We start from the raw sequence: 12919 nt of genomic DNA on the forward strand, positions 1-12919 counted from the left end.
GTGGCGGCGGACGCGGCACAGCCACGAGCACCCCAACCCCGCACAACCCCGGCCCCGCTCAGTCCGACGGGACGAGTGCCGCGCCGCCCAGCACGGTGCCGGTGTCGGCGTCGAGCAGGACCAGGGAACGGACCTCGTCGGGCAGTGACCACGGATCGCTGAGCACGACGGTCAGCCCCTGTTCGACCCCGGCGGCCTGGAACAGGTCGTAGGACTCCCCGGCGGGTGTCCACACCGGCTTCGCGCCACCGCGCACCGTCCCCGCGGACAGCACGACGTCGACCGGGCCGTCCCCGCCGGTCTCCAGGTGGTCGATCTCCACCGCGAGGGTCTCGTCGCCCGTGTTCCCGGCGATCCGCACGTGCCCGGAGGCCGCAGCCCCGATGCCGACGATGTCACCGGAGACCGGCGGGACGCGGCGCCACCACGGGTCGATGGGCGAACCGTCGACCGGACGGACGGGTTCGGGCTCGATCGGTTCCTCGAGGCCGTTGGACGGCGGCAGTCGGACGTCGGGCGACTGCGCCGGCTCGGAGGGCACGGAGTCGGCACGGGTGACCGAGTCGCCGTCGTCCGGTGCGTGCGAGATCGTCCACAGGGACACCGACCCCACGACGACCACACCGACGAGGACACCCACCAGGGCGAGCCGACGTCGGTCCGCTGCCCACGGCCCGGTACCCACGCCCCCATGATGCCGCACCGGCGCGCCGGACCGGCCCCGGGCCTCCAGGCCGAACGCGAACGCAGAACGCGCCCCGACGGATCGAGGCGCGTTCTGCGTGACGGGTGGGAGCGCTCAGCGCTTCCGGCGCTCGCGCACCCGCATGTTGACGTTGATCGGCGTGCCGGAGAAGCCCCAGACCTCGCGGAGGCGACGCGTGATGAAGCGTCGGTACTGCGGGTCGAGGAACGCCGACGTGAAGAGCACGAAGGTCGGCGGCTGGCTCGACGCCTGGGTCCCGAACAGGATGCGGGGCTGCTTGCCGCCGCGCACGGGGTGGGGGTGTTCCTGCACGAGCTCTGCGATGAAGGCGTTGACCTTGCCGGTCGGGATGCGGGTGTCCCACGACTCGAGGGCGGTCTCGAGCGCCGGCACGAGCTTCTCGAGGTGACGGCCGGTGCGGGCGGAGATGTTCACGCGCGGGGCCCAGGCGACGTGCGCCAGGTCCTGCTCGATCTCGCGCTCCAGGTAGCGGCGGCGCTCGTCGTCGAGCAGGTCCCACTTGTTGTAGGCCAGCACGAGGGCACGGCCGGACTCGAGGACGAGGTCGATGATGCGGAGGTCCTGCACGGACACCGGCTCGGTGACGTCGAGGACGACGACGGCGACCTCGGCCTTCTCGAGCGCGGCGGTGGTGCGGAGCGAGGCGTAGAAGTCGGCGCCCTGCTGCATGTGCACGCGCTTGCGGATGCCGGCGGTGTCGACGAAGCGCCACACCTTGCCGCCGAGCTCGATCTGCTCGTCCACCGGGTCGCGGGTGGTGCCGGCGATGTCGTTCACGACGACCCGCTCTTCACCGGCGGCCTTGTTGAGCAGCGAGCTCTTGCCGACGTTCGGGCGGCCGAGGATGGCCACGCGGCGGGGGCCACCGACCTCCTGCTTGGCGACGGCCGAGGTGTCGGGCAGCGTCTTGATGATCAGGTCGAGCAGGTCCGCGACGCCACGGCCGTGCAGGGCCGACACCGGGTGCGGCTCGCCGAGCCCCAGGTTCCAGAGTTCGTAGGCGTCGAGTTCACGGCGCTCGTCGTCGGCCTTGTTCGCGACGACGATGACGGGGCGGTCGGTGCCGCGGAGCATCTTGACGACGTGCTCGTCGGTGGCGGTGATCCCGACCGTGACGTCCACGACGAACAGCACGGCGTCGGCGAGGTCGATCGCGACCTCGGCCTGCGCGGCGACGGAGGCGTTGATGCCCTCGGCGCCGGGCTCCCAGCCGCCGGTGTCGACGAGCGTGAAGCGCTTGTCGTTCCAGTCGGCCTTGTAGCTGACACGGTCGCGGGTGACGCCGGGGACGTCCTGCACGACGGCCTCACGACGACCGAGGATGCGGTTGACGAGCGCGGACTTGCCGACGTTCGGGCGGCCGACGATCGCGAGCACCGGGTAGGCGGGCAGGTAGTGGACGCCGTCCTCGCCGACCTGACCGGCCTCGAGCAGGGCGAGGTCCTCGTCCTCGAGGTCGTACTCCTCGAGTCCGGCGCGGAGCGCGGTCGCGCGCTGCTCGGCCTCGGCCTCGTCGAGTCCGGCGAGCCGCTCGCCGAGGGCGTCGTCGTACCGGGGGAAGTCGTCGTTGTCCGGGTTGTCCAGCTGAGCCATCTTGGGTTCCTCGCGAGCGGCCGGGGCCGCGGTGTCGGTGGCCGTTGCCGGCCGGGGCCGGGGGTCCGGCCGTGGTGTGACCAGGCGGCCGAGGCCGTCCGGTCGTGCGTCAGTGCGTGGCCGCGCGGGCCAGGTCGACGACCGCCTGCACGGTCTGGTCGAAGTCGAGGTCGGTGGAGTCGAGCGTCGTGACGCCGTCGGCGGCGTTCATGAAGTCGACGACCTTCGCGTCCGCCGCGTCGCGACGAGCGAGTGCTGCGGAGGTCTCGGCGGCCGACTGGGTCGTGACCTCTGCCGAGCGTCGGGCCATTCTAACGGACTCGTCGGCCGTCAGCAGGATCCGGACCTCGGCATCGGGTGCGACGACCGTGGTGATGTCCCGGCCCTCGGTGATGATGCCCGGGGCGTCGGTCTTCCGCATGACGTTGCGGAACAGCTGGACCAGGCGCTTCCGGACGTCCGGGAGCTTGGCGATGTGGGCGACCGCGCCGGTGACGTCGGGGGTGCGGATGGCCTCCGTCACGTCGGTCTCCCCCACCTTGACGTAGTAGTCGTCGGGGTCGGTCCCGATGGCGTAGTCGAAGGTGTCCCAGCTCGCCAGGACCGCCGCGGCGTCGTCGAGGTCGACCCGCTGCTGCAGGGCGTGCCACGCGAGCGCACGGTAGGCGGCGCCGGTGTCCTGGTAGCCGTAGCCCAGGGCGCGGGCGGCCGCACGGGAGACGCTCGACTTGCCGCTGCCGGCGGGGCCGTCGACCGCGATGACGATCTTCGCCACGTAGGCGCCGTCGGCCAGGCCGGACGGCATCGGGGCGCTGGTCGAGCCGGGCTCCCCGCCGGGCTCACCGAGGCCGCCGGCCGGGCCCCCGAGTGCGCCACCGTCGCCGCTGCCGCTGAGCGGGCCGCCGGCACCGCCCTGGCCCGGGGTCGGGAGGCCGGTGTCGGGCCCGTCCGGTCCGCCGGTCACACCGGAGTCGTTCGTCGCTGCGTTCGTGTCGTCGTTCAGGCCCATGCTGCTGCGATCCTCCATCCGCGCCCCTCGAGTTCCTCGACGAGTCGCTGTTCCTGCTCGGGCAGCACCGACACCTCGACGATGCCGATCTGTGCGCCCGGTGAGTGCTCGAGGCGCATGTCCTCGAGGTTGATGCCGATCTCCCCGATGAACGTCAGGAGTGCGGCGATCTGCCCAGGGGTGTCGTCGACCAGGACGACCACCTGGGCGAAGCGCTTGGTGGTGCCGTGCTTGCCGGGGAGCCGTTCGACCCCGCGGTTGCCGTCGGCGATCGTCTCGGCGATGGTGCGCGGCGAACCGGCACCGTCTGGGTCGCCGAGCGCGTCGATCACGCGGGACAGGTCGTCGCGCAGGTCGGTGAGCACCGGCCGGATGTGCCCGGCGTTCGCTCCGATGATCTGCACCCAGAGCCCGGGGTCGCTCGCGGCGATCCGGGTGACGTCGCGCACGCCGCCGCCAGCCAGGCCGAGCGACCCGTCGGGGGCGTCCCGCAGGCGCGAGGCCATGAGGGTCGACACGAGCTGCGGCGCGTGCGAGACGTACGCCACGGCGAGGTCGTGCGACTCCGGGTCCATCGGCACGACGGTGGCGCCGACGTCGAGCGCGAGGTCCTCGACCACCGCGGCACGCTGGTACGTGATGCCGTCGTGCCCGGCGATGACCCAGGGGCGGCCGACGAACAGGTCGGCGCGGGCGGCGGTCGGACCGCTGCGCTCGCGTCCGGCCATCGGGTGCGACCCGATGTAGCGGGAGACGTCGGCCCCGGCCGCCACCAGGGCGGCGAGCGGCCCGGACTTCACGCTGGCGACGTCGGTCACCACGGCGTCCGGGTGGGCGGCGAGCTCGCGCTCCACCACCGTCGCCACGACGTCCGGCGGCACCGCGACGACGACGAGCTCCGGCTGGTCGCCGGCAGCCGGTCGACGCCCGGCGCCGTAGTCCACGGCGAGCGCCAGCGCGGCGGGCGAGACGTCGTCGAGGACGACGTCCACGCCCTTCTCACGCAGGGCGAGACCGATCGAGGCGCCGAGCAACCCGGCACCGACGACCCGGACCGGGCCGCGCAGACGGCGGTCGATGTCGGTCGGGGTCACGTCGGTCACCGGGCAAGCCTACCGATCGAGGCTCGGGCATCGGTCGATGCCCGAGCGTCGGGTTCGGTCAGTCCGCCGACTCGTCCTCGTACTCGTCGTCGTCCTGGTCGAGCGCGACGTCGCGGTCGTCACGAGCGGACGGCTTCGCGTCACGGACGGTGCTGAGCAGCTTGCCGACCTCGACCGTGCCGAGCTCGCGCATCTTGCCCGGCGGCAGGCTGCCCAGGTGCAGCGGTCCGAACGACCGGCGGACGAGTTCGAGGACCGGGTGGTCGACGGCCTCGAGCATGCGACGGACGATGCGGTTGCGGCCGGAGTGCAGCGTGATCTCGACGAGCGACTCACCCCGCGAGGACTCGAGCAACCGCACCTTGTCGGCCTTGATCGGACCGTCCTCGAGCTCGACGCCCTCGGTCAGGCGCTGCACCACGGCGGGGTTCACGTTGCCGTGGACCTTCGCGATGTACGTCTTCTGCACGCCGAACGACGGGTGCGCGAGCACGTGTGCCAGGTCGCCGTCGTTCGTCAGGACGAGCAGCCCGGAGGTCTCGGTGTCGAGACGGCCGACGTTGAACAGGCGCTCCTCGTAGCGGTCCACGAACTCGGTCAGGTCGCGGCGACCGCGCTCGTCCTGCAGGCTCGAGACGACACCGGTCGGCTTGTTCAGCACGATGTAGCGCCGCGACGAGTCGATCTGCACGGGCACGCCGTCGACGCTGATCGCGTCCTTCTCGGGGTCGACGCGACGCCCGAGGGCGTCCACGACCTCGCCGTTGACCGTCACGCGGCCCTCGACGATCAGGTTCTCCGCGACCCGGCGGGATGCGACGCCGGCAGCGGCGATCACCTTCTGCAGGCGCTCACCCTCTGCCTGGAGGCTCGGCTCGGCCCCGGCAGGAGCCGTTCCGTCCGCCGCGTCCCAGTCCTCGATGATCGGCCGTTCGGGCGTGCCCTCGGCCGGGTTGCCCCGGTCGTCGCGCTGCCCGCTCGGCTTCGGCGTGGTGCGGTCGCTGTTGCGGACGCTCGTGGTGCCGCCGACGTAGCGGCGGCCGTTGTGCCAGACGCGGCTCTGCTGGCCGTCGGGAGTCCGGCGGTCGTCGCGCCGGTCGTCGCGGGGAGCGGAGCTGCCACGGTCGTCGCGACCCCGGTACCCACCGCGGTCGTCGCGGGGAGCGGAGCTGCGGTCGTCGCGACCCCGGTAGCCGCCTCGGTCGTCACGCGGAGCCGAAGCACCACGGTCTTCACGGCCGCGGTACCCACCGCGGTCGTCACGCGGGGCGGAGTTGCCGCGGTACCCACCGCGGTCGCCACCACCGGACCGGTCGTCGCGACCCCGGTAGCCGCCTCGGTCGTCGCGCGGGGCCGGAGCCCCACGGTCGTCACGGCCGCGGTAGCCACCACGGTCGTCACGCGGAGCCGAGTTGCCGCGGTACCCACCACGGTCATCGCGGGGTGCCGAGCTCCCGCGGTCGTCGCGACCCCGGTACCCACCACGGTCGTCACGCGGAGCCGAGCCCCGGTAGCCACCACGGTCGTCACGCGGAGCCGAAGCCCCACGGTCGTCGCGACCCCGGTACCCACCGCGGTCGTCACGCGGAGCGGAGCTGCCACGGTCGTCGCGGCCGCGGTACCCACCACGGTCACCGCCACCGGAACGGTCATCGCGACCCCGGTAGCCGCCACGGTCATCACGCGGCGCCGAAGCCCCGCGGTACCCACCACGGTCGCCACCGCGGTCGTCACGCGGAGCCGAGTTGCCGCGGTACCCACCACGGTCGCCGCCACCGGCACGGTCGTCCCGGCCCCGGTACCCACCACGGTCGTCACGCGGACCCGAAGCCCCGCGGTACCCACCACGCTCGCCGCCGCGGTCGTCGCGCGACGGGTACCCGCCACGACGGTCGTCGTCACGCGGCGGGCGTGCGCCCCCGCGGTCGTCGCGACCGTACCCGCCGGAGCGGCCACCGGCACTGGAGCCGGCCCCACCGCGTCCGCCGGCCGGGCGGCCGGAGCGATCCGGGCCTCCCGAGCGTCCGTTGCGGTCGTCTCGGTCTCGGGGCGCGCCGCGCCCCCGGTCGTCAAACCCTGCCATCGGGGATCCCTTCGTTCTGCTCGAAGCCGTCCGCACCGTCGTCCAGGAGGGGCGAGATGAGCGGCAGCTCGTCGAGCGAGTTGATGCCGAGCTGCTGCAGGAGCAGGTCGGACGTGACGTAGTTGATGGCGCCGGTCTCGGCGTCGGTGAACGACTCCTCGATGAGGCCGCGTGCCACCAGGGTTCGGACGACGCCGTCGACGTTGACGGCGCGGATCGCAGCGATCTGCGAGCGGGTGATCGGCTGCTTGTAGGCGACGACCGCGAGGGTCTCGAGTGCGGCCTGCGACAGCCGCGAGGGGCGCTCGGCCTCGACGAACTGCTCGACCACGGGGTCCAGGTCGGCGCGGACGTAGAAGCGCCAGCCGCCACCGACCTCGCGCAGTTCGAAGCCACGGCGGATCGTGCCGTCGACGCCGTCGAAGTCGGCGACCAGGCGTTCGATCGCCTGGCGGACGGCGGGGACGGGCGAACCGACCGCAGCACCGAGGGCGACGAGCGACTGCGGCTGGTCGGCGATCATCAGGATGGCCTCGAGCTGGCGGTCGATGGGGATGGCGGGGTGGGCCTCGGACGCGGCGCGCTCGTGGATCTCGCGCTCGATGGCGCGGGCGTCGGCCATCTCGTCAGCGCCGCCGGGTTCGGCGCTGGACGTGTCGTGCACGTCATCCGTCATAGTCGGCTCCCAGGTTCGCGAGGCTCTCGTCGGACCAGTCCTCGGCGGTCCACCGCAGTGTCAGCTCCCCGAGCGGCTCGAGCTGCTCGAACGAGATCGACGCGTTCCGGTACAGCTCGAGGATCGCGAGGAAGCGAGCCACCACGATACCCGTCTGGTCGACGCCCGCGACCAGTTCACGGAACGAGACGCCCTCACCATCGCGGGTGCGGAGGATCGAGACGACGATCGCGGCCTGCTCGCGGATGCTGATGAGCGGGGCGTGCAGGTGGTCGAGGCCGACGGTCGGGATCTCCCGCGGGGCGAAGGCCAGCGCGGCCAGTGCGGCGAAGTCCTGCACCGAAAGGGTCCAGACGAGCTCCGGCGTCCGCGCGCGGAACCGCTCCTCGAGCCGGACGCTGCGGACGTGCCGGCGCGATTCGACGCCCCAGCGCTCCCCGAACCAGTCGGCGGCCTGCTTGAACGCGCGGTACTGCAGCAATCGGGCGAACAGCAGGTCGCGGGCCTCGAGCAGGGCGACGTCCTCGGCGTCCACGAGCTCACCCTGGGGCAGCAGCCCGACGATCTTCAGGTCGAGCAGGGTCGCCGCGACGACCAGGAACTCGCTGGCCTCGTCGAGCTCGTCGGCGGACTCGGCCTGCCGGACGTACTGGATGAACTCCCCCGTCACGGCACCGAGCGACACCTCGGTGATGTCGAGCTCGTGCTTCGTGATGAGCGACAGCAGGAGGTCGAACGGTCCGTCGAAGTTGGCGAGCCGGACCCGGAACCCCGCGTCAGGCGACGGCGCCACGCTGGACGAGCTCTCGTGCGAGCTGCCGGTAGGCGTGGGCGGCAGGGTGGTCCGGCGCGGTCTGCGTGATCGGGCGTGCGGACACCGTGGCGTCCGGGAACTTCACGGTGCGGCCGATGACGGTGTCGAGCACGCGGTCGTCGAAGGTGTCGACGACCCGCTCCATGACCTCGCGCGAGTGCAGCGTGCGCGAGTCGTACATGGTCGCCAGGATGCCGTCGAGCTTGAGCGCCGGGTTGAGACGGTCGCGCACCTTGTCGATCGTCTCGATGAGCAGGGCGACACCGCGGAGCGCGAAGAACTCGCACTCGAGCGGGATGAGGACGCCGTGTGCCGCGGTCAGGGCGTTCACGGTGAGCAGGCCGAGCGACGGCTGGCAGTCGACCAGGATCACGTCGTAGTCGTTCGCGACCTTGCGCAGCACGCTCGCCAGGATCTGCTCGCGTGCGACCTCGTTGACCAGGTGCACCTCGGCCGCGGACAGGTCGATGTTCGCCGGGATGACGTCGAGGCCGGGGGTGTTCGTCGGCTGGATGACCTGGTTCGGGTCCTTCACGGCACCCATGAGCAGGTCGTACACGGTGTGGATGTCGTGCGTCCGGACGCCGAGGCCCGCGGACAGCGCACCCTGCGGGTCGAAGTCCACGGCCAGGACCTTGCGGCCGTACTCGGCGAGCGCGGCGCCCAGGTTGATGGCGGTCGTGGTCTTGCCGACGCCGCCCTTCTGGTTGCAGAGCGCGATGATGCGGGCGGGTCCGGTGCTGTCGAGTTCCTCGGGCACGGGGAAGTCCCGGACGGGACGCCCCGTCGGACCGTGGGTGGTCGCGCCGGTGGGGTTGGTCGTCGGGTTCGGGCTCACCCCGTCATCGTACCGGCGACCTCGGGCTGGGCCGGGTCGCACCGCCGCGGGACCGCAGCGCTGCTGCTCGTCAGGCAGCGCGCAGGGCGACGCGCATGCTGTCGACCCGCTCCGCGATCACGGGGTCGGTCGACCACCGCTGCTGCAGCCGACCGACGAGCTCGCCGACCTGCTCGCGGTCGAGCCCCGGGTGCAGCGCCAGTCCCACCGTCAGCTCCGGCCCGGCGAACCGGCCGACCGGGTCGCCCGGCGCGAGTTCGACACGGGCGACGCTGGACTCCCCCTCGACCGAGGCCGCGAAGGCGCGAGCCACCTCGGGGTCCTCGAAGCACGGCGTCCACGGCAGGTCCTGCCCGAGCGCCCACACCGCCGGACGTCGCAGCACGAACTCGGTCGGCGACTTCGGGTCGAGCACGACGAGCTGGGTGTCCTCGCTCGCCGCGGCCATCGCCACACGGCGGGACTCCACCGGCACCGGACGCGCGTCCGGGTCCCACGCGTGCATGGCGTCCACCGAGGTGAACGCCGGCATCACGCTGCGACCGTCCGGACCGGCGACCGTCACGATCGAGAGTTCCTGGGTCTTGTCGACGAGCTTGCCCTGATCGGTCTCCCCCACGTCACCGGCCTCGGCGATGAGCGGGATGAGCAGCCGGGCGGTCCGGAGCGACTCGACGATCGCCGCCTGGGAGGCACCGTCGGCGATCGCACCGATGGCCGCGACCACCGCGGGGTCGGCGAGTCCGTCGTCGTCGGCGAACGCGGTGTCGTGGTGGTCGAACGTGCGGCCTTCCCACGAGAAGCCCGCCGAGTCCGCTGCCCCGCCGGGGGTGTGCGCGTCGTCGGCGTCCGGCCCGGTGCCACGGCCGTTCGAGATGTCCGCCACGGGGTTACTCGGAGGCGATGTCGAGTGCGGCCGGCAGCGTGAACGCCCCGGAGTACAGCGCCTTGCCGATGATCGCGCCTTCGAGCCCGTACGGCACGAGTTCGCGGAGCGCACGGAGGTCGTCGAGCGTCGAGATCCCGCCGGAGGCCACCACGGGCTGGTCGGTCCGGTCGCACACCTGGCGGAGCAGTTCGACGTTGGGGCCCTGCAGCGTGCCGTCCTTGGTGACGTCGGTCACCACGTAGCGGGCGCACCCGGCGGCTTCCAGCCGGTCGAGCACCTCCCACAGGTCACCGGCGTCCTCGGTCCAGCCGCGGCTCGACAGCGTGGTGCCGCGGACGTCCAGCCCGACGGCGATCTGCTCGCCGTACTCACCGATCACCCGCGCGGCCCAGTCGGGGTTCTCGAGCGCCGCGGTGCCGAGGTTCACGCGCGCCGCACCGGTCGCCAGTGCCGCTTCGAGCGAGGCATCGTCGCGGATCCCGCCGGACAGCTCGACCGAGACACCCTCGACCTCGCGGACGGCGTGCGCGATCACGCGGCGGTTGTCGCCACGACCGAAGGCCGCGTCGAGGTCGACGAGGTGGATCCACTCGGCGCCCTGGTCACGCCAGGTCCGGGCAGCGGCGACGGGGTCGCCGTAGCCGGTCTCGCTCCCCGCCTCGCCCTGGGTGAGTCGCACGGCCTGTCCGTCGACGACGTCGACAGCCGGCAGCAGGACGAGGGGCGGGGTGTCGGTGAGGTCGGTCATGGTCCTGTCGGTTTCGTTGCGGTGGAGAAGGGGCTGCGGACAGCCGGGAGGCCCGGTGCGCGTCCGGCACGGCCGTCGCGCCCGGCACCGGCCGGGTTCAGAGCGAACGCACCCAGTTGGAGAGCAGGCGGATGCCCGGCTCGCCGGACTTCTCGGGGTGGAACTGCGTGGCGGTGAGCGGCCCGTTCTCGACCGCGGCGATGAACGGCTGCCCGTGCTCCGCCCAGGTCAGACGCGGCGCGCGGAACGGCCCGTACGCCTCGAGCGGGAAGTCGGTCACGCCGTAGGAGTGCACGAAGTAGAAGCGCTCGTCGTGCAGCCCGTCGAACAGCACGGAGTCCTCGGGCGCCTGCACGGTGTTCCAGCCCATGTGCGGCAGCACCTCGGCCTGGATCTCCTGCACGGTGCCGGGCCACTGGCCGAGCCCTTTGACGTCGGCACCACGCTCGATGCCCCGCGAGAACAGGACCTGCATGCCGACGCAGATGCCGAGCACGGGTCGCCCGCCGGCCAGACGGTGGTCGACGATCTCGCCGCCCTGCACGCCCTCGAGCTGGTCGATCACGGCGGCGAACGCCCCGACGCCGGGGACGAGCAGGCCGTCGGCCTTGAGTGCCGCCTGCTTGTCCGAGGTCAGGGTGACCTCGGCGCCGGCGCGCTCGAGTGCCTTGGCTGCGGAGTGGACGTTCCCCGACCCGTAGTCGAGGACGACGACGTTCGGCTTGGCGGTTGTCACAGGGCGCCCTTCGTGGAGGGGATGCCGTCGACGCGCGGGTCCAGCTCGACCGCCTTGCGCATGGCTCGGGCGAACGCCTTGAACTCGGCTTCGGCGATGTGGTGGGGGTCGCGGCCCTCGAGCACGCGGACGTGGACGGTGATGCCGGCGTTGAACGTGATCGCCTCGAACACGTGGCGGACCATCGAGCCGGTGAAGTGGCCACCGATGCGGTGGAACTCGAAGCCCGCGGGCTCGCCGGAGTGCACCAGGAACGGACGCCCGGAGACGTCGACGACGGCCTGGGCCAGCGCTTCGTCCAGCGGGACCAGGGCGTCGCCGTACCGGCCGATGCCGGAGCGGTCGCCGAGGGCCTGCTTGATCGCCTGTCCGAGCACGATGCCGGTGTCCTCGACCGTGTGGTGCACGTCGATGTCGGTGTCACCCGTCGAGCGCACCCGCAGGTCGATCAGGGAGTGCTTGCTGAACGCGGTCAGCATGTGGTCGAAGAACGGGACGGAGGTCGAGATCGACGAGGTCCCGGTGCCGTCCAGGTCGAGCTCGAGTTCGACACTCGATTCGCTCGTCGAACGGCTGATCGAGGCGGTGCGGGCGGTCATGCCTCAACCCTAACCGGCGGCTGCTCGGCGGCGACCTGCCGCATGGCGTCGAGGAACGCGGTCGTCTCGGCTTCGGTGCCCGCACTCACCCGCAGGTGGTTCGGGATCCCGAGGTCGCGCACGATGACGTCGCGCTCGAGCAGCGCCTCGAACGCGGCGCTCGGGTCGGCGACACCGCCGAACAGGACGAAGTTCGACCAGGTCTCGTAGGTGCGGTACCCCATCGCCCGCAGCTCGGTGACCATGCGGTCGCGCTGCCCCTTGATGTCGTCGACCATCGCCAGCATCTCGGGGGCGTGCCGGAGTGCCGCGATCGCGGCCGCTTGAGTCAGCGCGGACAGGTGGTACGGCAACCGGACCAACCGGACGGCGTCGACGACGGCCGGGTGCGCGGCCATGTAGCCGACCCGGGCACCGGCGAACGCGAACGCCTTGCTCATCGTGCGGGAGACCACCAGGCGCTCACGACCGGGCAGCAGCGTGAGGGCGCTCGGGGCGTCGGTCGGCATGAACTCGGCGTACGCCTCGTCCACCATCACGATTCCGTCGGTCGCGTCGTAGGCGGCCGCGATCGTCTCGATGTCGAGCGGGGTGCCCGTCGGGTTGTTCGGCCCGCACAGGAACACGATGTCCGGCTGGTGCGCACGGATGGCTGCCACGACGGTCTCGGGTGAGATGCGGAACTCGTCGTCCCGCTGGGCCGGGATCCACGTGGTGCCGGTGCCCGACGCGAGGATCGAGTGCATCGAGTACGTGGGCGGGAACCCGAGCACCGAGCGACCGGGGCCGCCGAACGCCTGGAGGAGCTGCTGCAACACCTCGTTCGACCCGTTCGCCGCCCAGAGCTGCTCGGCGGTCAGGTCGTGCCCGAGGTAGTCGGCGAGCGACTGCCGGAGCTCGGTGAACTCGCGGTCCGGGTAGCGGTTGACCGTCAGCAGGGCCAGCCGGATCGACTCGACGATGTCGGCAGCGACGTCGTCCGGAACGGGATGCGTGTTCTCGTTGACGTTGAGCTGCACGCGGACGTGCTTCTGCGGGGCGCCGTACGGGCTCTGCCCGCGCAGGTCGTCTCGGATCGGGAGGTCTTCGAGCGTGAATGCCACC

General features: G+C 72.2%; 13 protein-coding genes. All 13 read right to left on the reverse strand.

Annotation, left to right across the window (positions count from 1 at the left end; all coding sequences use genetic code 11):
• Window positions 1-58: 58 nt before the first annotated feature.
• The 13 genes from DEJ21_RS06415 to DEJ21_RS06475 all read right to left on the reverse strand — a co-directional run bounded on the left by DEJ21_RS06415 (window position 59) and on the right by DEJ21_RS06475 (window position 12918).
• Window positions 59-685 (reverse strand): hypothetical protein, encoded by a 627-nt coding sequence (locus DEJ21_RS06415; RefSeq protein WP_146247713.1) that lies wholly within the window; start codon window positions 683-685, stop codon window positions 59-61.
• Window positions 686-799: 114 nt separating this feature from the next.
• Window positions 800-2320: a ribosome biogenesis GTPase Der gene (gene der / locus DEJ21_RS06420; RefSeq protein WP_071405612.1), complete on the reverse strand. Its 1521-nt coding sequence runs from the start codon at window positions 2318-2320 to the stop codon at window positions 800-802.
• A 109-nt stretch (window positions 2321-2429) separates the two neighbouring features.
• Window positions 2430-3125 carry a (d)CMP kinase gene (gene cmk / locus DEJ21_RS06425; RefSeq protein WP_111038957.1) on the reverse strand — a complete coding sequence of 232 codons (696 nt, stop codon included), beginning with the start codon at window positions 3123-3125 and terminating at the stop codon, window positions 2430-2432.
• A 194-nt stretch (window positions 3126-3319) separates the two neighbouring features.
• Complete coding sequence (locus tag DEJ21_RS06430) at window positions 3320-4432, reverse strand: prephenate dehydrogenase (protein ID WP_051596539.1); 1113 nt, start codon at window positions 4430-4432, stop codon at window positions 3320-3322.
• A gap of 58 nt (window positions 4433-4490) precedes the next feature.
• A complete protein-coding gene (locus DEJ21_RS18565) occupies window positions 4491-5279 on the reverse strand; it encodes a pseudouridine synthase (RefSeq protein WP_231495626.1) in 789 nt (262 codons plus the stop codon).
• A gap of 1222 nt (window positions 5280-6501) precedes the next feature.
• A complete protein-coding gene (scpB, locus tag DEJ21_RS06440) occupies window positions 6502-7191 on the reverse strand; it encodes an SMC-Scp complex subunit ScpB (protein WP_246520983.1) in 690 nt (229 codons plus the stop codon).
• A complete protein-coding gene (locus DEJ21_RS06445) occupies window positions 7181-7984 on the reverse strand; it encodes a ScpA family protein (protein ID WP_171907825.1) in 804 nt (267 codons plus the stop codon). Before DEJ21_RS06445 ends, scpB begins: the two co-directional genes overlap by 11 nt.
• On the reverse strand, window positions 7968-8843 hold the full coding sequence (locus DEJ21_RS06450; RefSeq protein ID WP_017885900.1) for a ParA family protein: 876 nt from the start codon (window positions 8841-8843) through the stop codon (window positions 7968-7970). The genes DEJ21_RS06445 and DEJ21_RS06450 overlap by 17 nt, the downstream gene beginning before the upstream one ends.
• A gap of 70 nt (window positions 8844-8913) precedes the next feature.
• Window positions 8914-9729, reverse strand: coding sequence for an SseB family protein (locus DEJ21_RS06455; RefSeq protein ID WP_258374897.1), 816 nt, complete (start codon window positions 9727-9729; stop codon window positions 8914-8916).
• A gap of 4 nt (window positions 9730-9733) precedes the next feature.
• Window positions 9734-10480: a bifunctional 1-(5-phosphoribosyl)-5-((5-phosphoribosylamino)methylideneamino)imidazole-4-carboxamide isomerase/phosphoribosylanthranilate isomerase PriA gene (priA, locus tag DEJ21_RS06460; protein ID WP_017885902.1), complete on the reverse strand. Its 747-nt coding sequence runs from the start codon at window positions 10478-10480 to the stop codon at window positions 9734-9736.
• A 97-nt stretch (window positions 10481-10577) separates the two neighbouring features.
• Window positions 10578-11216 (reverse strand): imidazole glycerol phosphate synthase subunit HisH, encoded by a 639-nt coding sequence (gene hisH, locus DEJ21_RS06465; RefSeq protein ID WP_111224088.1) that lies wholly within the window; start codon window positions 11214-11216, stop codon window positions 10578-10580.
• A complete protein-coding gene (gene hisB / locus DEJ21_RS06470; protein ID WP_027464776.1) occupies window positions 11213-11815 on the reverse strand; it encodes an imidazoleglycerol-phosphate dehydratase HisB in 603 nt (200 codons plus the stop codon). Before hisB ends, hisH begins: the two co-directional genes overlap by 4 nt.
• Window positions 11812-12918, reverse strand: a complete 1107-nt coding sequence (locus tag DEJ21_RS06475) for a histidinol-phosphate transaminase (protein WP_111224089.1) — start codon at window positions 12916-12918, stop codon at window positions 11812-11814. The genes hisB and DEJ21_RS06475 overlap by 4 nt, the downstream gene beginning before the upstream one ends.
• Window position 12919 lies beyond the last annotated feature (1 nt).

This window comes from Curtobacterium sp. MCSS17_006 (genome assembly GCF_003234215.1).
Lineage (GTDB): Bacteria > Actinomycetota > Actinomycetes > Actinomycetales > Microbacteriaceae > Curtobacterium > Curtobacterium flaccumfaciens.